Annotated in this window: 15 protein-coding genes; 7 read left to right on the forward strand and 8 right to left on the reverse strand. The window is 73.4% G+C overall.

The window, feature by feature from the left end; genetic code table 11:
* The first annotated feature begins 17 nt into the window (after positions 1-17).
* Positions 18-971: an SCO2102 family sporulation regulator gene (locus IE255_RS05420; protein WP_190048938.1), complete on the forward strand. Its 954-nt coding sequence runs from the start codon at positions 18-20 to the stop codon at positions 969-971.
* Between the two features lie 40 nt (positions 972-1,011).
* Here IE255_RS05420 and IE255_RS05425 read toward each other — a convergent pair whose 3' ends face one another.
* From IE255_RS05425 to IE255_RS05440, 4 genes are all read right to left on the reverse strand, one after another.
* Entirely contained in the window at positions 1,012-2,502 is a 1,491-nt protein-coding gene (locus tag IE255_RS05425) for a phytoene desaturase family protein (RefSeq protein ID WP_190048939.1), read from the reverse strand.
* A 451-nt stretch (positions 2,503-2,953) separates the two neighbouring features.
* The gene (locus IE255_RS05430) at positions 2,954-3,583 is read right to left on the reverse strand and encodes a TetR/AcrR family transcriptional regulator (protein ID WP_190048940.1); all 630 of its coding nucleotides are present in this window, start codon (positions 3,581-3,583) and stop codon (positions 2,954-2,956) included.
* Positions 3,584-3,630: 47 nt separating this feature from the next.
* Positions 3,631-5,715 (reverse strand): YhgE/Pip family protein, encoded by a 2,085-nt coding sequence (locus IE255_RS05435; RefSeq protein WP_190048941.1) that lies wholly within the window; start codon positions 5,713-5,715, stop codon positions 3,631-3,633.
* Complete coding sequence (locus IE255_RS05440) at positions 5,687-6,460, reverse strand: ATP-binding cassette domain-containing protein (protein WP_229906284.1); 774 nt, start codon at positions 6,458-6,460, stop codon at positions 5,687-5,689. Before IE255_RS05440 ends, IE255_RS05435 begins: the two co-directional genes overlap by 29 nt.
* 167 nt (positions 6,461-6,627) lie before the next feature.
* Here IE255_RS05440 and IE255_RS05445 point away from each other — a divergent pair, with 167 nt between their 5' ends.
* From IE255_RS05445 to IE255_RS05455, 3 genes are all read left to right on the forward strand, one after another.
* A complete protein-coding gene (locus IE255_RS05445; protein WP_190048942.1) occupies positions 6,628-7,191 on the forward strand; it encodes an SAV_6107 family HEPN domain-containing protein in 564 nt (187 codons plus the stop codon).
* A gap of 208 nt (positions 7,192-7,399) precedes the next feature.
* Positions 7,400-8,197 (forward strand): methyltransferase, encoded by a 798-nt coding sequence (locus IE255_RS05450; RefSeq protein ID WP_190048943.1) that lies wholly within the window; start codon positions 7,400-7,402, stop codon positions 8,195-8,197.
* 279 nt (positions 8,198-8,476) lie between these two features.
* Positions 8,477-8,878, forward strand: coding sequence for an SCO2097 family morphological protein (locus IE255_RS05455; protein ID WP_037765734.1), 402 nt, complete (start codon positions 8,477-8,479; stop codon positions 8,876-8,878).
* 255 nt (positions 8,879-9,133) lie between these two features.
* On the opposite strand, the gene IE255_RS05460 is transcribed toward IE255_RS05455, so the two are convergent.
* From IE255_RS05460 to IE255_RS05475, 4 genes are all read right to left on the reverse strand, one after another.
* The gene (locus IE255_RS05460; RefSeq protein ID WP_190048944.1) at positions 9,134-11,527 is read right to left on the reverse strand and encodes a transglutaminase TgpA family protein; all 2,394 of its coding nucleotides are present in this window, start codon (positions 11,525-11,527) and stop codon (positions 9,134-9,136) included.
* A complete protein-coding gene (locus IE255_RS05465; protein WP_190048945.1) occupies positions 11,527-12,888 on the reverse strand; it encodes a DUF58 domain-containing protein in 1,362 nt (453 codons plus the stop codon). The genes IE255_RS05460 and IE255_RS05465 overlap by 1 nt, the downstream gene beginning before the upstream one ends.
* The gene (locus IE255_RS05470) at positions 12,888-13,928 is read right to left on the reverse strand and encodes an AAA family ATPase (RefSeq protein WP_190048946.1); all 1,041 of its coding nucleotides are present in this window, start codon (positions 13,926-13,928) and stop codon (positions 12,888-12,890) included. Before IE255_RS05470 ends, IE255_RS05465 begins: the two co-directional genes overlap by 1 nt.
* Before the next feature lie 280 nt (positions 13,929-14,208).
* The gene (locus tag IE255_RS05475) at positions 14,209-14,760 is read right to left on the reverse strand and encodes a beta-class carbonic anhydrase (RefSeq protein ID WP_190048947.1); all 552 of its coding nucleotides are present in this window, start codon (positions 14,758-14,760) and stop codon (positions 14,209-14,211) included.
* 396 nt (positions 14,761-15,156) lie between these two features.
* Here IE255_RS05475 and rsmH point away from each other — a divergent pair, with 396 nt between their 5' ends.
* From rsmH to IE255_RS05490, 3 genes are all read left to right on the forward strand, one after another.
* Complete coding sequence (rsmH, locus tag IE255_RS05480) at positions 15,157-16,113, forward strand: 16S rRNA (cytosine(1402)-N(4))-methyltransferase RsmH (RefSeq protein WP_190048948.1); 957 nt, start codon at positions 15,157-15,159, stop codon at positions 16,111-16,113.
* A gap of 31 nt (positions 16,114-16,144) precedes the next feature.
* On the forward strand, positions 16,145-16,600 hold the full coding sequence (ftsL, locus tag IE255_RS05485; RefSeq protein WP_190048949.1) for a cell division protein FtsL: 456 nt from the start codon (positions 16,145-16,147) through the stop codon (positions 16,598-16,600).
* A gap of 649 nt (positions 16,601-17,249) precedes the next feature.
* Positions 17,250-19,217: a peptidoglycan D,D-transpeptidase FtsI family protein gene (locus tag IE255_RS05490; RefSeq protein WP_308280870.1), complete on the forward strand. Its 1,968-nt coding sequence runs from the start codon at positions 17,250-17,252 to the stop codon at positions 19,215-19,217.
* The last annotated feature ends 132 nt before the right edge of the window (positions 19,218-19,349 follow it).

Below are 19,349 nucleotides of genomic sequence, written 5' to 3' on the forward strand. Positions count from 1 at the left end.
CTGGGAGAGGGGCGTACATGGGCTGGGCGGTCCTCTACATCGCGTTCGGTATCGTCGCGCTGTGGCTCTTGGGCGAGGTGCTACTCCAGTACAAGGCGCGGCTGCGCTGGCGCCTGCTCGCCTTCGTCGGCTTCCTCGGCGTCGTCGTCGGTGTCCTGATCCCGTCGGTCGTGGTGATCGGACTGGGCGCGGCCGCCTTCGCGGTCGGGCAGACCTACGTCACCCTGTCCTTCCGCAGCGGCTTCTCCTCCGGCTGGGCGATGAACGCCCCGATGCTGGGCGGCAGCAAGCGCCGCCGCGGTGAGCGCGGCCGCCAGGAGCCGACCCTGGAGGTCTCCGGCCTGGAGGCGGCCGAGAGCGGCCACGGCGACGAGGGCGCCGACTACCGCCGCGACACCGCCGCCTACGGCCAGGACGACGACTACGACCACGACGACGTCTTCACGCCGTCGCGCCCCGGCCGCCCGGCCGACGCCGAGACCACCGCCGTCTACGAGCCGCAGCCCGTCCCCGAGGACACCGGCGGCTACGGCGTCTACGGCGACACCGGATACCAGGGCCAGCCCCACGACCAGTACGCCGCGCAGGCCACCGACCAGTCCTACGCCTACGACTACTCGGGCTACGGCCAGCAGCAGGGCTACGACGCCAACGGCCAGCAGCAGTACGCCGCCTACTCCGACCCGTACATCGGCTCGTCGAACTACGGCACGGGCACGTACGAGACCGGCTACGGCGACCAGCAGTACTACGGCCAGCAGCAGGGCTACGGGCAGGAGCAGTACGCCGGCACCTATGGCGGCGAGACCCCGCCCGGTGGCGAGACCCCGCCCGGCGGTGTCTGGGTCCCGCAGCAGCGCAACACCGACGAGTACGGGCAGGAGTTGCCGCCGGAGCAGCCGTACCCCTACCAGGGCGGCGGGCAGCAGCAGACGCACGGGAACGGCTTCGACGAGCAGTACCGTTTCTGAAGACCGTTTCTGAAGCCCTCGGCCTCGGAGCCGGGGCCGGTTACCGTGAGCCCCGGAAGTCCGGTCCCTCCACGATCAGTCCCGCGACCAGTGCGCCCGACATGCCCGCGTGCGGCAGTCCGCCGCCGGGGTGCGCCCAGCCGCCGACCGTGAACAGGCCGGGCACGCGCGTGCTGTTGGACGGGTGCAGCAGGCGCCCGCCGGCCGCCGCCAGGGCCGGCACGGGCACCGCACCGCCCGCCGCGCCGGTGGCCTCGGCGATATGGGCCGGGGTGCGCACCTCGTGCCAGAGGAGGCGGTCGCGCAGGCCGGGTACGGCGCGTTCGGCGGCGGAGATCATGTCCTCGGCGAGTGCGCCGTAGGACTCATCCGGCCGTGCCGGCACCGCCGCCGTGAGCGTCACCGACTCGTGGTCCGCCGGGGCCAGGTGCGGGTCGTCGGGCCGCAGGACCGTCACGGTCGGATGCGCGTTCCCCGCCGCCGTGCCGAACAGCGCCGCCAACTCGGCCTCGCGGTCCTGGGTGTGCACCACCGTGCGGTGGGCCGTGCCCTCGGGGCGGGCGCCGCGCAGGGCGAGCAGGACCGTCAGCCGGCTGGCCGTCGCCCGCTGGGCGGGCACCTCGCCGTCGCCCCGCACCGCATGTCCCGCCGCGAGCCGGTCCAGCACGCCGGGCGCGACGCCGGCCACCACGGAGTCGGCCTCCGCGACCGTCCCGTCCGCGAGTTCGACCCCCGAGGCCCGGCCGTCCTTCTCCAGCACGCCGGTCACCTCGGCGCCGAAACGGAACTCGACCCGCCGGGCCACACACCGCTCGTACACCGCGCGCGCCAGCTCGCGCATGCCCCCGCGCACGTACCAGATCCCGAAGGCGTGCTCCATGTACGGCAGTACGGCCGTGCTCGCCGGGGTGACCCGGGGGTCCAGGCCCTGCGCGAGGGCGTAGCCCTCCAGGAGCGCCGTGAGCCGGGGGTCGCGCAGCTCCCAGGCGCCGACCTCGGCGAGCGTGCCCGCCCGGCGGGTGCGTAGCAGCCGCTTGTGGGGCACGGACGGGTAGGGCTCGCGCTCGGCCAGCACCTGCCAGTTCGGCCACAGCGGCTCCTCCAGGAGCGGGCGGCGCGTCCGGTCCCAGGCCTCGCGGGCCCGCACCAGGAAGTCGCCCCAGCGCTGTCCGGCGCCCGGGCCGAGGGCCTCGTCCAGGGCGGCGACGACGCCCGCGCGCGAGGCGTTCGGCAGGGACACCCGCGTGCCGTCCGCGAACACGTGCCGGGACGACGGGTCGACCTGGACCAGCTCGACGCAACGCTCCAGCGGCTCCTTGCCGGTCTTGACGAACAGGTCGCGGTAGACGGCGGGCAGCGGGAGCAGGCCGGGGCCCGTGTCGAAGGAGAACCCGTCCCGCTCGAAGCGGCGCAGCGCCCCGCCGTACGTGTCCGTCCGCTCGTACACCGCCACCCGGTGGCCCGCGACGGCCAGCCGGGCGGCCGCCGCCAGCGCGCCCATCCCGGCGCCGATCACCGCAATCCGTGCCATGCCAGGGACTTTATCGGCCCCCACTGACAGCCCCCGCCGGCAACCTCCCGAGTACGGGCACGGAGGTGATCGTGACCAGCCGGCCGGGGGAGGCTCTGGGGCCGCGTGCGCAGGACTGAGTATCCGTACCTAGTGAGGGAGTTGAGTACGCGCGCGGATGGGGGACGACCTGCGGAAACGAGAGAGTGGAGGCACGGAGAGGGGCACGGCTCCGGCACCGGCGACACGGGGCGCCGGAACGGAGCCGGCCCACGATCCGCTCCTTCCGCCGACGGTGTCGGCGGGAGCGAGGCACGGGGGAGAACCGGGGGACGACCGAACGGGGGTCCTGCGGGGGGACGTACGGGGGAGCAGGAAAAACGGGGGAGCAAGGAAGGCGCCGGTTCGAGGTGGCCCGCGGGGGACGCGGCCACAGCGGACCGGCGCTTTCGCATCCGCGCCGGGGCTGCCTTCAGCGGCAGCCGCTCACCCGCCCCTGGAGCAGTCGGGACAGGGCCGCGTGGACGTCGTCCAGGGAGCGCTCCGGCTGGAAGGACTTCCAGTCGAGCGCGGCCACCAGGACCATGCCGACCAGCGCGGACGCCGTGAGTGAGACGTCGATCTCCTCGCTGAACTCGCCGCCCGCCACGCCGTCGCGCAGGACGCCCTCCACGACCGCGACGGCCTGCTGCCGGACCACCATCAGCGTGGACTGCCAGGCGCGGTTGGTGCGCCACAGCTCGGCCACGTAGAGCTGGGTGAAGGCCGGGTAGCGGTCGATGAAGACCAGGCCCGCGCGGATCATCGCGTCCAGGGCGTCGACCTTGCCGCCGCCCTCCCGGGCGGTCCGCTCGGCCGCTTCCCGCAGGGAGGCGGTGAGGAGGCCCACCCCGTGTCGCAGCAGTTCCTCGAAGAGGACGGACTTGCTCGCGAAGTTGTAGTAGACCGTGCCCTTCGCGACCCCGGCACGCTCGGCGATCTCGTCCACGGTCGTGGCGGAGAACCCCTGCTCGGCGATGAGCGTGACGGCCGCCTCGTAGAGCTTCTGCCGGGTGGCCTCGCGGCGCGTGCTGCCGCCCGACGCGGCACTGCTGCTTTCCATGGCCCTGATTGTCACAGGAACCTTTCCGGGAGATGTGCCGGTGGGGCTCACAGGCTCAGCTCCGGGTGCAGCCGGTTTAGCGTCCACACCTGGCGCCGGCGGGCCGCCACGGCGGTCAGCGCGAGGGCGCCCGCGGTGAACGCCGTCAGCACCACGCACGCGTGCCACACCGGTTCGAGACCACCGCCGGTGATGAGCCGCCGCAGCGCCTCGACGACGTAGCTCATCGGCAGGAAGGGGTGGAGCGCGTTGAAGAAGCCGGGGCTGGTCTGCACGGGGTACGTGCCGCCCGCCGAGGTCAGCTGGAGCATCAGCAGGGCGAGGACGAGGATCCGGCCCGCGGCCCCGAAGCGCGCGTTCAGCCACTGCACGATCGCCGCGAAGCACGCCGTCACCAGGAACAGGAAGGCCACCGTCCCGGCCGCCCGCGCCATCTCCAGGCCGATCGCCCAGTGCAGCACCGACATCAGGGCCACCGTCTGGAGCACCCCGATCGCCACCACCGGCAGCCAGCCCGCCAGCGCGATCCGCCACGCCGAGGCGCCCGCGGCGAGCGCACGGCGGTTCATCGGCGCGATCAGCATGTACGCCACCATCGCGCCCACCCACAGGGACAGCGGGATGAAGTACGGGGCGAATCCGGTGCCGTAGTTGGGCGCCTTGTGCAGGTCCTGGGAGGCGAGCCGCACGGGGTCGGCCATGACCTCGGTGCGCCGGTCGCGGTCCTGCTTGTCGTAGTCGGGGATCTTCTCCGCGCCGTCGTGCAGCCCGCCGGCGAGCTTCCCGGAGCCGTCGACGAGCTTGAAGATGCCGCCGTTGAGGTCGTCCGCGCCCGTCTTCAGATCGCCGACGCCCTTGTCGAGGTCGACGGCGCCGGTCTTGGCCGCGCCGAGGCCCTTGTGCAGCTTCTTCGCGCCGGCGGCGACCTGGGCCGCCCCGTCGTTCAGCTTGTTGATCTTCTTGACGGCGTCGTCGAGGTCCTCGGAGAGGTGCGGCGCGCGGTCGGCGAGGGCCTGCGACTGCTTCTGGAGGGTGGCGAGGTTCTTGTCGAGCGTCGCCAGGTCGCCGTCCTGGTCCGCGATCAGCGTATTGAGGTCGTCCGCGATCACGGTGACGTCGGCGGCCGCGTCCTTGGCCTTCTTCAGGTCGGAACAGGCGGCGTCGGGCAGGACGGGGTCCTCGCAGCGCCTGGCGTAGACGTCGGTCAGCGTGCCGGACGCCTCGCGGGCGCCCTTGGCGGCGGTCGGGGCCGTCTTCACCAGGGTGTCCAGGTGCTTGCGGATCATCCCGGAGGAGTCGGCGACGAGCCGGGCCGTGTCGCCGATGGTCTTCTCGTTGCCCTTCAGGAAGGGGCGGACCTTGCCGGCGGTGCCGTTGACCTTGTCGGCGAGCGTCTGTGTGCCGTCCGCGACCCCCTGCGAGCCGTCCGCCAGGGCGCCCGCGCCCTTGGTGAGCTTCTTGAGAGCCTTGGACAGCTTGCCGCTGCCGTCCTTGGCGTCCTTCAGGCCGTCGGCGAGGTCCTTGGAGCCCTTCTCGGCCTTGCCGATGCCGCCCTTGAGCTTGTCGGCGCCCTTCGCCGCCTTCACGGTCTCGCCGTGGATGCCGGAGAACGACACGAAGATCTTGTCCAGGAAGGACCGCGACGTCTTCGTGGACGCGGCCTGGCGCACCTCGCCGAACACCGTCCGGGAGATCTGCCCGACGATGTAGTTGTTCGCGTCGTTGGTGCGCACCTGGAGGGCGCCGGTCTCCGGGGAGTCGCCGGAACTGGAGGCGATCCGCTCGCTGAAGTCGGCGGGCAGGGTGAGCGACAGGTAGTAGCTGCCGTCCTCGACGCCCTCCCGGGCCTCGGCGGCGCTCACCTCGCGCCAGTCGAAGGTCTTGCTCTCGCGCAGGCCCTTCGCGATGTCGTCGCCCGCCGTGATCTTCTTCCCGTCGGCGGTCGCCCCCTTGTCGTCGTTCACGAGCGCCACGGGGATCCGGTCCAGCCGGCCGTACGGGTCCCAGAACGACCACAGGTACAGCGCGCCGTACAGCAGCGGCAGCACCAGCAGCGCGACCAGCGCGGCGCGCGGCAGCTTCCCCCGGCCGAAGCGGCGGAGCTCAAGCGCGGCCAGTCTCGGCGAGCGCATCGGCCTTCTCCTCTCCCTGGTCGGCCCGGTCGCCCGCGCCGCCCTGCTTCTCGCGGGTGGACACCCGGACGGCGTCCTCGGGGGCCTCGCTGCACACCGCGAGGACCGTCGTCCCGGCCTCGGTGAGGGACCTGAGCAGGGCCCAGACCTCGTCCCGCTCGCTGTCCGAGAGCTTGAGGTCGGTGTCGTCGATGCCGAGCAGCCGCGGCCGGCCGACCAGCGCGAGGGCGACCGACAGCCGCAGCGCCTCCAGCCGCTCCAGATCGCGTACGGCGGTACGGGGACCCTTGGGCAGCGCCTCCAGGTCGAGACCGGCGGCGGCGAGCGCCGCGTCGACGCGCCGCCCGGCCTCGGCCGCCCGCTCGCTCGCGGGCCGCAGCAGCCCGCGCAGGGAGTCGCCGAAGCGCCGCTGGAGCAGCGCCCGTTCCCGCAGGTGCTCCCCGGCGGTCAGGGCCGGGTCGAGGTCGGTGACCCCCGGGACATGCGCCAGGGCGCTGACCCGCCGCACCGCCGACGACTGCTTCGGCAGCCTGGCGTCACCCACGGCGGCAGTGCCCTCCGTGACCTTCATCCGCCCCGTCAGCGCCAGCAGCAGGCACGTCCGGCCGGACCCGGACGGGCCCTCGATCGCGATGAGCGATCCCGGCCCGGCGTCGACGGAGATCCCGCGGACCGCCCACCCCCTCGGCCCCTTGATCCCAAGGCCCTCGGCGGCGACCCGCACCCCTCCCGCCCCTTCCCCCACGAGACTCCCCTGAATTTGAACTGACTGGTCAGTGCAAAAACTACTCCGAACCTACGATCGAGGCAAAACCGCAGGTCAGAACGGATTGTCAGTGCCATACCTCACGATGGGTCACATACGGCACTTCGTAACGGACGTGCCGTCACACAGACGACAGGAGGTTCGTCATGGCCAGCTACCACGCAGCAGCCGCCCGCCGGCGCCGCGCCACCGGCCCTGCCCCCTCACTGACCGGCCCGGCGAGCGACGTGCACCCCGTGCTGCGCCGGGCCACGGCCCCGCCCGCCGCCCTCGACCTGCTCGCCCAGGCCCGCGCCGGCCTGGACGAGGCCGCCGTCCTGGAAACCCCGAACGAGCGCTACGCGACCGCCCACCTCGCCGCCCTGCGCACGGCCGCCGCCGTGCTCGCCGCCCGGGGCCGGCCGGAGACCTCGCCCCGGGCCCGGGCCAAGATCCGAAGCGCCTGGGAAGTGCTCCCCGAGATCGCGCCCGAACTGACCGAGTGGAGCGCGCTGTTCGCCTCCGGAGCCCGCCGCCGCGCCCGGGCCGAGGCGGGCATCCAGGGCGCGGCCACCGGCCGGGACGCCGACGACCTGATACGCGACGTGGCGATGTTCCTGCGCATCGTCGAACGCATGCTGGTCCTCCAGCCGGTCCTGCCGCAGCCGCGCCCGGACCAGGACCGGCCCGAGGCCCCCGGGCCGGGGAGGGACATGCCGGACGCGGGCTGACCGGCCGGCGGAGTCTCGGTACCGTGCCATGCCGGAGGCGGGCCGACCGGCTGAGGGAGTCTCGGTACCGGGTCATGCCGGCCGCCGCGTCCGAGGCAATAGGGTGGGGGACGCCTGAAGTCTTCCCTCCCCGTGGCCGGGGCCCGGGGAAGGCAGCCCGTTCGCTCCGCCGCGCAAGAGGCGGTGCCGCGCCGAGGAGTCAACTGACGTGTCGGACCCGATGCGCCCCCGCGCCTCACTCCGTACCGCCGTGGTCTGGGAGGTCCTCCAGGACGCCCTGGACCGCCGGGTCAAGGCCACGGGCCGGGAGTCGCTGGACGTCCTCGACACCGGAGGCGGCAGCGGCAAGTTCGCGGTGCCCGTCGCCCGGCTCGGCCACCGCGTCACCGTCGTCGACCCGAGCCCGAACGCGCTGTTCGCCCTGGAGCGCCGCGCCGCCGAGGCCGGTGTCGCCGACCGGGTCAAGGGCGTGCAGGGCGACGCCCATGGCCTCTTCGACGTGGCCGAGCGCGGCGGCTACGACGTGGTGCTGTGCCACGGCGTCCTGGAGTACGTGGACGACCCGGCCGAGGGCGTCCGCAACGCGGTGGCCGCCCTGCGCCCCGAGGGCGTGCTCAGCCTGCTCGCGGCCGGGCTCGGCGGTGCCGTGCTGGCCCGCGCCCTGGCCGGCCACTTCAAGGAGGCCCGGCAGGCGCTCGACGACCCGAACGGACGATGGGGCACGGGTGACCCGGTGCCGCGCCGCTTCACCGCCGAGCAGCTCACGGGGCTGGTCGAGGGCGCGGGCCTGCGGGTCGGCGCCGTGCACGGGGTGCGGGTCTTCGCCGACCTCGTGCCCGGGGTCCTCGTGGACACCGAGCCCGGAGCGATGGAGGCGCTGCTGAAGCTGGAGGAGGCCGCGGCCGAGCTGCCGGCCTTCCACGCGGTGGCCACACAGCTCCATGTGCTCGGCGAGACTGGCGGGGCCATCGAGACTGATGAGACCCCTGGGGCTGCCGAGGTCTGAGCCACTTCATGAGGCACCGCCGTTGATCAGCGCCTTGGCTGTGCATGGAGTACGCCACAGGCCCCCCGAATGGGGGCTTCGCGCCGTATGATCGAGGGAGACCGTTCCGGCATGACGGGTCGGCCGCCGGGGAATGGAAGCCTCAGGCGAGTCGGGACGTCCATGGCGGGTTCCGGTTGCCAATTGGCGCAGAGGGGCGGGTTTCACGGGGGCGATTCCCTGCCTATCCTGAAGAGACCCCCCGGGTCGCCCCGGCGACTGCACGATGAGGAGGACTCCGTGCCGCTCTCGGAGCACGAGCAGCGCATGCTCGAGCAGATGGAGCGAGCGCTGTACGCCGAAGATCCCAAGTTCGCGTCGGCGCTTGAGGGAAGCGGGCTGCGTACGTACACCCGGCGGCGGGTCTACCAGGCGGTCGCGGGCTTCCTCGTAGGTATTGCGCTCCTCATGGCCGGTATGGTCGCCAAGCAGGTCTGGCTCAGCGTCGTGGGCTTCCTCGTCATGCTGGGCTGTGCGGTGCTCGCCGTGACCGGCTGGCGCAAGGCCCCCAAGCCGGGCGAACAGGCCGCCGGTGCCGCCGGAGGGCCGCAGGCCCGCCGTCAGGGCAGGCAGCGGCGCTCCATGATGGACCGCATCGAGCAGCGCTGGCAGAAGCGCCGTGACGAGCAGGGCGGCCATTAGCCTGCCCCCCACAGTTCTCCAGGACTACTGAACACGTACGTCAGGGGGTGACCACCGACCCGGTGGTCACCCCCTGACGCATGCCTGTGCGGCGGTTGCCGACGTCCCTGGACGGCTGCCTAGGGCAGAGGCAGAGAGGGATGACCTGCCGGGAGCGGCAGCGGGGCGGCGGCCGACCGAGCCGGCAAGGCCGACAGAGACGGCCGGGGCCGGCCGGACGCACCCGCGTCCGGCCGGCCCCGGCCGTCTCCGTCCTCAGCCCTGCTGACCCGACGCCTTCCCCCACGTCGGCCGCAGTGCCAGGGTCCGTTCCCGGACGCCCGACCACCAGGCCGATGCCGCCCACAGCACGCGGACGGTGGAGCGGGGGGCGAGGAGGGCGCGCAGCCTGGTCGGGCGGGTGACCGCGGCGCTCAGGCCCGCCGTCGCGCGGTGGACGTCCTCCGTGAGGCCCGCGGTCGGGCGGGGACGCGGGGCGTACAGGACCTGCTCCACGGCGTTCGCAACCCGGTGCACCGAGGCCGCGGCCGTCTCGTCGAGGCTGCCCAGCCGGACGATGCGGGCGGCCGCCTTGCGCGGGGTCTGCGACTCCTCCGGCGCGATGCCGAAGTCCCACGCAGTGTCGGTCAGCTCCTGCCAGACGGCCAGCGTGTGCGGCACCACGTCCGCCTCGCTGCGGCCGTGCGCACCCAGCCGCACCGCGCGGGTCCGCAGACGCCACAGCATCGGTGCCATGGGGAGCGCCAGCGCGGCGAGGCCGGCGAGGGCCCACGCCAGGATCGCGTACCACTTCGGGCCGCCGTCGTCCGTGGGCAGCGCCGCTGCCGGGGACTCGCTCGCGCAGCCGCCGTCCAGCTTCTTCTGCTCCGGGGTGCAGGACTCGCTCGCCGAGGGCGTCGGGGAGGGCGCGGCCGACGTGGACTGCGTCGGGCGCGCCGCGTCCGGCACCGAGCTGCCCGGGGTGTCCGGCACGGTGTAAGACGGGATCGAGCCGCGGTTCGGCGTCGGCTCGAAGCGGGTCCAGCCCACACCCTCGAAGTACAGCTCGGGCCAGGCGTGCGCGTCGCGCAGCCCCACCGACACCGAGCCGTCCGCCTGCGGGGAACCGGGCGCGAAGCCCACCGCGACCCGGGCCGGTATGCCCAGGGAGCGGGCCATCGCCGCCATCGCGAAGGAGAAGTGCACGCAGAAGCCCTGCTTGTCCGTCAGGAAGCGGGCGATCGCCTGCGAGCCGCTGCCGACCTGGACCTGCGTGTCGTACTCGAAGCCGCCGGTCACGGCGAAGTAGTCCTGGAGCTTGACCGCCTGGTCGTACGGGGTGGTGGCGCCCGCCGTGACCTGGCGGGCGGTGCGGGCCACGATCGACGGCAGGGAGTCGGGCAACTCGGTGAAGTCACGCTCGATGGCCGGGGGCGGCGGGGCCGCCGCGGCCAGCTGCTCCGCCGTCGGCTGCACGTCCAGGCTCTTGACCTGGTACGTCAGCCCGCGCGTGTTCTGCCCGTGGTCGCCGACCAGGGTCATGCCCAGGGGCTCGTAACGCCAGTTGCCGCTGATGTCCACGCCGCTCGGCGGGTACGGCATGGGCAGCCAGTCCTGGGCGTACCAGTCGGCCGCCGAGATGGTGGTGTCGACCTCCGTGCGCTTGACCTCGGGGCTGAGGCCGATCGGGTCCGGGAACGAGCCGTCGGGGACGGCGGTGATCGACCGCCTCGACGGCTTCCACGTGGTGCCGTCGAAGTCGTCCAGGGACACGATCCGCAGGTACAGGTCCGAGACGTCCGCCATCTTGGTTCGCACGGACAGGACCTGCTGCTCCTCGTCCGCGTTCAGGCTGTCGCGCAGGGACACCAGCGGGTTCACGGCGGAGATCGTGCCGCCGCCGCCCGTGCCGCCGCCCGCGCCCGCTCCTACGGAGTCCAGCAGGCCGCCGTTCATCGCGGGCAGGCCGAGCGGCACCACCAGGGCGATGCCGAGCGCGACCACGCCGATGCGCCGGCCGGTGCGGACCGGGGCGATGGCGCCGCTCGGCTCCCCGCCGGCCGCGCGCGGGGCCCCGCCGAAGACCCGGCCCCACTGGGAGAGCCGGTCCCGCCCCTCGGCCAGGAGCAGCATCAGATAGCCGGCCGCCGCGACCAGGAACCACAGCCAGTCCATGCCCCCGTCGGACAGCCCCGCGGCCACCGAGTACAGCGCGAGCAGCGGCAGACCGGCCGGGGCGGCGCTGCGGAACGTCACCGCGAGCAGGTCCACCAGCAGCCCGATGATCAGCACGCCGCCGATGAGCATCAGCCGGATGCCGTCGGACTCCAGGGGCGCCGGAATCGCGTACCGCGCGATGTCCTCCCCGCCCTGCTGGAGCAGGAGCGCGAAGCGGTTGACGGCGTCCGGCCCGGGGACCAGCCCGGCGAGGGCCTGCTCACGGGCGAACACGAACGTCAGCAGCAGCACCGCGACCACGGCCTGCGCCGCCACCGTCAGCGGGCGCGCCAGCGGCACCCGGCGGGCCGCGGCGCCCACGCCCGACTGGATGGCCAGCAGGAAGGCCGCCTGCACGATCCACGTGGCCGGTTCGACGAGGGGCAGCAGGGCGCACGCGGCCATCAGCGTGGCCGCCCACGCGCCCAGCGTCAGTCGTACCCGCCCGCTCATCACGGTCCCTCCCCGCCGCCCGCGGCGGCCATGCCCCTGCGCTCCCGGTCGGCCTGCCGCCACAACTCGTCCAGCGAGGCGCCCCGCGGCACGCCGAGGGCCGTCCAGCCCGCCTCGCGCAGCATGCGCAGCCGCTCTCCGCTTTCGTCCAACGGGCCGGGCACGTCGTTCGGTTCCCGCACCCAGGTGTCGCTGTCCAGCACGAAGGCGACCGCGCCCGGGCTGCGCTGCCGCATCCTGGCCAGCACGGCCGCCTGCTCCTCGTCCAGGTCGCCGAGGAAGGCCACCAGCAGCCCCTCGTTCCCGCCGCGCAGCACGTCGTAGGCCCGGGACAGGCCCGCGCCGTCGGAGTGGTCGATCACCGCGAGGGTGTCCATCATCAGCCCGGCCGCGTCCGCCGACTCCTGGCTCGCGCCCGCGAAGCCGTCACCGCCGTCGCCGGGCACCGCGTTGCCGGTGTCCGTCAACAGCCGTACCGAGAAGCCCCGTTCGAGCATGTGCACCAGCACGGAGGCGGCTCCGGCCACGGCCCACTCGAAGGCCGAGTCGGGCCCCGCGCCCTGGTAGGCGATGCCCCGGGTGTCGAGCAGGACCGTGCAGCGGGCGCGCTGCGGCTGCTCCTCGCGGCGCACCATCAGCTCGCCGTAGCGGGCCGTGGAGCGCCAGTGCACGCGGCGCAGGTCGTCGCCGTAGCGGTAGCCGCGCGGGATCACGTCGTCCTCGCCGGCCAGCGCGAGCGACCGCTGCCGCCCGTCGCCGTACCCCTTCGCCTCGCCGCTGAGCCGCACCGGAGCCAGCGGTTCCACGCGCGGGATCACCGTCAGGGTGTCGTACGTGGAGAAGGACCGGGTCAGCTCGCACATGCCGAACGGGTCGGTCAGGCGCAGCTGGAGCGGGCCCAGCGGGTAGCGGCCGCGCAGGTCGGAGCGGACCCGGTAGGACACCTCGCGCCGGCCGCCCGCCTCCATGCGGTCGAGCACGAAGCGGGGCCGGGGACCGAGCACGTACGGCACCCGGTCCTGGAGCATCAGCAGGCCCGTGGGCAGCCGCGAGACGTTGTCCATCCGCAGGTGGACCCGGGCCTCGCTGCCGGCGGGCACGCGCGCGGGGGAGAGGCGGCGGCTGCCCGCGACCCGGTAGCGCGTGCGGTACAGCACCGTCGCGCACACCAGCGGCAGCACCGCCAGGAGCAGGCCGACCCGCAGCAGGTCGCTCTGCCCGAGCACGTACGAGCAGACGGCGGCCGCGACGCCGGCGGCCAGGAAGGAGCGTCCGCGGGTGGTCAGACCGGCCAGGGCGGTGCGGATGCCGCCCTTCTCGCCCCGGTCGGCCTCCGTCTGCCCCGTCCCCGCGGTGGTCATCACAGCCTCCGCGGCGGCTGCTGGGGATACGCCGGAACGCCCCGGCCCAGCCCGCCGAAGCCGCTCTGCTGCTGGGGTGCGGCGGGCACCGGCGTGCGCTGGAGGATCTCCTCGACGACCTGCTCGGCCGTGCGGCGGTTCAGCTGGGCCTGGGCGGTGGGCAGCAGACGGTGGGCCAGGACGGCGACCGCGAGGGCCTGCACGTCGTCCGGCAGCGCGTACTCCCGGCCGCTGAGGGCCGCGGACGCCTTCGCCGCGCGCAGCAGGTGCAGCGTCGCGCGCGGGGAGGCGCCCAGTCTGAGGTCGGGGTGCGTGCGCGTGGCGCCGACCAGGTCGACCGCGTAGCGCCGGACCGGCTCGGCGACGTGCACGCCGCGCACCGCTTCGATCAGCTTGAGGATCTCGTGCGCGTGGGCCACGGGCTGGAGGTCCTCCAGCGGTGAGACGCCGCCGTGCACGTCCAGCATCTGCAGCTCGGCCTCCGCGCTGGGGTAGCCGACCGAGACCCGGGCCATGAAGCGGTCGCGCTGGGCCTCCGGCAGCGGGTAGGTGCCCTCCATCTCGACCGGGTTCTGCGTCGCCACCACCATGAAGGGGCTGGGCAGTTCGTAGGTCTTGCCGTCGATGGTGACCTGGCGCTCCTCCATCGACTCCAGGAGCGCGGACTGCGTCTTGGGCGAGGCGCGGTTGATCTCGTCGCCGATCACCACCTGGGCGAAGATCGCGCCCGGCTTGAACTCGAAGTCGCGGCGCTGCTGGTCCCAGATGGACACACCGGTGATGTCCGACGGCAGCAGGTCGGGCGTGAACTGGATGCGCCGCACCGAGCAGTCGATGGACCGCGCCAGCGCCTTGGCCAGCATCGTCTTGCCGACTCCCGGGACGTCCTCGATCAGCAGATGTCCCTCGGCCAGCAGCACGGTCAGCGAGAGCCGTACGACCTCGGGCTTGCCCTCGATCACGCCTTCCACCGACTCCCGCACGCGCTCCACCACGGCGGTCAGATCAGTGAGGCTCGCTCGATCGTCATAGGTCGTCACCCGGCCCTCCTCGGCCTTTCCCCTGCTCCCAGGAAGCACGGGATACCCCATTTTCCCGGGCCGGCGCCCCAAGACGCGGGCCGGCCCACCCCGAACCACGGGCACCACGCGTGAAAGGTTCCGCGCGACGCCACTCCCGCATTCTTGCTGCCGTTACCGATTCGTGTCACTCGACTGTGGACAACTGGCCGCGATATGTCGGTGTTGCGACCATTCGAACGCGTGACTGACAGGGTTTCGACAGCTACCGCAGGTTGTTTCTCCGGGGTGGGCCACCAGGTCAGGAGGCGGGGTCGACCTCGCGCAGCAGGCCGGTCCGCACGTCGAACACGAATCCCCGCACATCGTCGGTGTGCGGCAGGAACGGCGAGGTGCGCACCCGCTGCATCGACTGCCGGACGTCCTGGTCGACGTCCCGGAAGGACTCCACCGCCCACGCCGGGCGCTGGCCGACCTCGGCCTCCAGTTCGTTGCGGAAGTCCTCGGTGAGGGTCTCCATGCCGCAGCCGGTGTGGTGGACGAGGACGACGCTGCGGGTGCCGAGCTTGCGCTGGCTGATCGTGAGGGAGCGGATCACGTCGTCGGTGACGACGCCGCCGGCGTTGCGGATCGTGTGGCAGTCGCCCAGCTCCAGGCCGAGCGCGGCGAGCGGGTCGAGGCGGGCGTCCATGCAGGCCACGACGGCCACGTGCAGGGCGGGCCTGGCGTCCATCCCGGCGTGGGCGAAATCGGCGGCGTACCGGGTGTTGGCGTCGACGATACGGTCGGTGACCGTGCCGCCGGCGGGTCTGGCGCTCTCCGAACCTGTGGGTACCGATGCAGAAGTCGTCATAGTCATGACGTTACTGGTCAGACCCTGCCCAGGCCTCCGGGGGGAGGGGGCTGGGAGTGCCGGCGAGTGAGGGGTGTGAGGTAACCCACAAGGGTGGTGTGCCGCGGGCGACGGCCGGCCGCCGGGCCAGGTCGCGACGCGCAGGCCGGTTGATTGACCGCGAGACAGGGTGGACTAAAGTGACGCGAAGCGGGAGGCGAGACTCTCCCCGCTGGACTGATTACTTCGGAGATCCCGGCGGCGACCGGAGATCTCCCCGCGTGCGCGGCGCGTACGTACGGCTCGGCCTCCTCCCGCTCCCGGTCGGCTGACGCTTCCGGCGCCGGCAGGCCTCCCCTTCGCGAGCGGGCGGGGACCCGGCGGTGCGTACGGGCCCGCCGGATCTGAGAGGGCCCCTTGAGCCAGAGTCGACACGTCCCCGTGATGCTCCAGCGGTGCCTGGACTTGCTGGCACCCGCCCTGGAGGGGCCGGACGCGGTGGTCGTCGACTGCACCCTCGGGCTCGGCGGCCACAGCGAGGCGCTCCTGGAGAGGTTCCCCGAGGCCCGGCTCGTCGCCCTCGACCGCGACAAGGAGGCGCTGCGCCTGTCCGGCGAGCGCCTCGCGCCCTACGGGGAGCGCGCCACCCTCGTCCACGCCGTCTACGACGAGCTGCCCGAGGTGCTGGGCAGGCTCGGCATCGCGCGCGTGCAGGGCGTCCTGTTCGACCTGGGCGTCTCCTCCATGCAGCTCGACGAGGCCGACCGCGGCTTCGCCTACGCCCAGGACGCCCCGCTCGACATGCGCATGGACCAGACGTCGGGGGTCAGCGCCGCCGAGGTCCTCAACACGTACCCGCCGGGCGAGCTGGTGCGCATCCTCCGGGCGTACGGCGAGGAGAAGCAGGCCAAGCGGATCGTGTCGGCGATCGTGCGCGAGCGCGAGAAGGAGCCGTTCAGCACCAGCGCGCGGCTGGTCGAGCTGATCCGGGACGCGCTGCCGCAGGCCGCCAAGCGCACCGGCGGCAACCCGGCCAAGCGCACCTTCCAGGCCCTGCGCATCGAGGTCAACGGCGAACTCGCCGTCCTGGAGAGGGCGATCCCGGCCGCCGTGAAGGCGCTCGACGTGGGCGGGCGGATCGCGGTGCTGTCGTACCACTCGCTGGAGGACCGCATCGTCAAGCAGGTGTTCGCGGCCGGCGCCGCCACGACGGCGCCGCCCGGGCTGCCCGTCGTGCCCGAGCGGTACCAGCCGCGGCTCAAGCTGCTCACGCGCGGTGCCGAACTCCCCACCGAAGAGGAGATCGCCGAGAACCGGCGGGCGGCACCGGCACGGCTGCGCGGGGCCCAGCGCATCAGGGAGGACGTCGAGTGAGGCGCGTGCAGGCCGGACCGAGGGAGCCTCAGTGAGCAGCACACCCGAGTTGAAGGGGCGGGCGGCACGCCTTGCGCGGCTCTTCCCGACCGGCCCCGGGCAGGCGGCCCGCACCCCCTTCGTCCTCCTGGTCGTCCTCCTCCTCGGCGGCGGTCTCATCGCCCTTCTGGTGCTGAACTCCGCCCTCAGCGAAGGCGCGTTCAAGCTCGACGACCTCCAGCGCGAGACCAAGAACCTCACCGACGAGGAGCAGGCCCTCCAGCGGGACATCGACGCCTACTCCGCGCCCGAGGCCCTCCAGCGCCGCGCCCGCGAACTCGGCATGGTCCCCGGCGGCGACCCCGCCTTCCTCGGCCCCGACGGCACGGTCAAGGGCGTCCCGAGCCCCGCCGCCGGCGCCCCGCAGACCACCGCCCACACCCCCCTGATCCTCGCCCCCGAAGCCATGCCCGACGGCCCCGCCCCGACCCCGACCCCCGGCAGGTGACGGAAGTGTCCGACAGGGAACCCCCGCGCTGCCGCGTACCGGGCCTCGCCGGGCCTGCCGGCCTGCCTGGACCCGGCGTTCGCCCGGTCCTCGGCGCGGTTTCCGCTCGCGGGTGCGCGGCGGGCCGGGCCTTCGGCCGGGTGACGGAGGTGCCCGCCGGGCAGTCGCCGCACCGCCAGGTGCCCGGTCCCGCAAGGGCTGCCGGCCCCGAGGTCCGGAGCCGCGTGTCCGGTTGCGTAAGGGCCGCCGGTCCCGAGGCCCGAGGCCGTCGCGGCGTGCGCCGTGCGGCCGGTCGCCGTCCCGGGTCGCGTCCGGCCCGCGTGCGCGTGATCCGCCGGCCGGCCTTCGACCCGGACCGGAGCCGGGCGCCGAGGCCGTGCCGGTCGCCTCGCGGCCGGCGAAACGCGTCCGGGGCGCTGCCGCCCGCCGCGCACGGCCCGGCGGGGTGCCTGCCGGCCGTACCATGCCGCCGAAGTAGCCGTCGGCGCCTGACGGCGCGGCCCCCGCGCCCCGGTCCGCGGCGACGGCGGCCGTCCGGGCCCCGCGCCGAGGGCGACGGCCTCCGCCCGCGCCGCGGTCGCCCCGGCCTGCGTGCGGGCACCGCGTCCGTCAGTCCCCAGCCCACCCCGACCCCCGGCAGGTGACGGAAGTGTCCGACAGGGAACCCCCGCGCCGCCGCGTGCCCGGCCCCGCCAGGCCCGCTCGCCCCGATGCCCGGCGCCGTCCCGGGCCCGGTGCCCGTCCGGCCCGTCCGGCCCGGCGGCCGGGGCCCGGCCGCCCGGCGGCGTCCAAGCCGCTGCGGCTGGGCAGCCCCCGCCCGCGGCTGCGGCTGGTCGGGCTCGCGCTGACGCTCGTGCTGGTCGCCTTCGTGGTGCGGCTGTTCCAGGTGCAGGCCGTCGACGCGAGCACGTATGCCGCCAAGGCCGAGCGGAACAGGTACGTCGGGCAGGTGCTGGCCGCGGACCGCGGGGAGATCACCGACCGGTCCGGTGTGGCCCTGGCGACCAGCGAGGACGCCTACGACATCACCGCCGACCCCACGATGTTCGCCCCCGACCAGCTGAAGATCTCCGACGGGCCCGAGCAGGCGGCGGCCCTGCTCGCGCCGATCCTCGGCCAGGAGCAGGAGGCCCTGGTCAAGAAGCTGCGGCCGAAGAACAAGGCCCTCCGCTACGTCAAGCTGGCCTCCCGCCAGACCCCGCAGGTCTGGAAGCAGATCAAGGACCTGAAGTCCGCCCTCGCCAAGAAGGCGGAGACGGACAAGTCCACGCACAACGTCCTCGCGGGCGTCTTCTCGGTCGCCACCAGCAAGCGCGTGTACCCCAACGGCGACCTCGCCGCCGGGATACTGGGCTGGGTCAACGGCGAGGACAAGCCCGGCGGCGGCATCGAACTCCAGCTGAACAAGCAGCTGGCCGGCAAGGACGGCAAGATCCGCTACGCCCAGTCCGGCGGCCGTCTCGTCCCCACCGCGGGCTCCACCGAGACCCCCGCCGTGCCCGGCAGCGACGTCGAGCTCACCATCGACCGCGACATCCAGTGGGCCGCCCAGAAGGCCATCAGCGACCAGGTGAAGGAGTCGGCGGCCGACCGCGGCTACGTCATCGTCCAGGACACCCGCACCGGGCAGATCCTGGCCATGGCCAACTCGCCCGGTTTCGACCCCAACGACCTGTCCGACGCCGAACCGGACGCCCTGGGCAACGCGGCCCTCCAGGACGCCTTCGAACCCGGCTCCACCGCCAAGGTCATGTCGATGGCCGCCGTCCTGGAGGAGAACGCCGCCACTCCGACGACCCACGTCGTCGTGCCCAACCGGCTGCACCGCGGCGACCGGCTCTTCAAGGACGACGTGAACCACCCGACCTGGTACCTGACGCTCAACGGCGTCCTCGCCAAGTCCAGCAACATCGGCACCATCCTCGCCACCGGCCAGCTCGGCAAGTCCCAGGCCCAGGCCAACAAGGTCCTCTACGACTACCTGCGCAGGTTCGGCCTCGGCAGCTACACCGGCCTCGGCTTCCCAGGCGAGACCAAGGGCATCCTCGCCCCGCCCGACAAGTGGTCGACCTCGCAGCAGTACACGATCCCTTTCGGCCAGGGCGTCTCCATCAACGCCATGCAGGCGGCATCGGTGTACTCGACCATCGCCAACGGCGGCGTCCGCGTGGAACCCACGCTCGTCCGCGGCACCAAGGGCCCCGACGGCCGCTTCACCCCCGCCCCCAAGCCCGAGAAGACACGGGTCGTAAGCGAGAAGACGGCGAAGACCCTCGCCCAGATGCTGGAGTCCGTCGTGGACGACGAGGAGGGCACCGGCACCAAGGCACGCATCCCCGGCTACCGCGTCGCGGGCAAGACGGGCACGGCCAACCGCGTGGATCCGGCCACCGGCAAGTACAAGGGCTACACGTCGTCGTTCGCCGGATTCGCGCCCGCGGACAAACCCCGCATCACCGTCTACTGCGCCATCCAGAACGCCACCCAGGGCAACTACTTCGGTGGCCAGATCTGCGGCCCCGTCTACAAGCAGGTCATGGAGTTCGCACTGAAGTCCCTCCAGGTCCCGCCGACCGGAGCCCCGCCCGCGAAGCTCCCGGTCACCTTCAGGCGCTGACCGGCCGCAAGCCCCGGTCAGCACGGAATCAGCCAGGAACCACCTCGTGACAACGATCACCCCCGACCCCGGGAACCAGAGCGCCCCCGGCCCCTCGCTTCGCCCGGAGGCGGGTACGCCCGGTACGCTCAC

Origin of the sequence: Streptomyces lomondensis (genome assembly GCF_014651035.1) — a bacterium.
In the GTDB taxonomy this organism is placed as follows: Bacteria; Actinomycetota; Actinomycetes; order Streptomycetales; family Streptomycetaceae; genus Streptomyces; species Streptomyces lomondensis.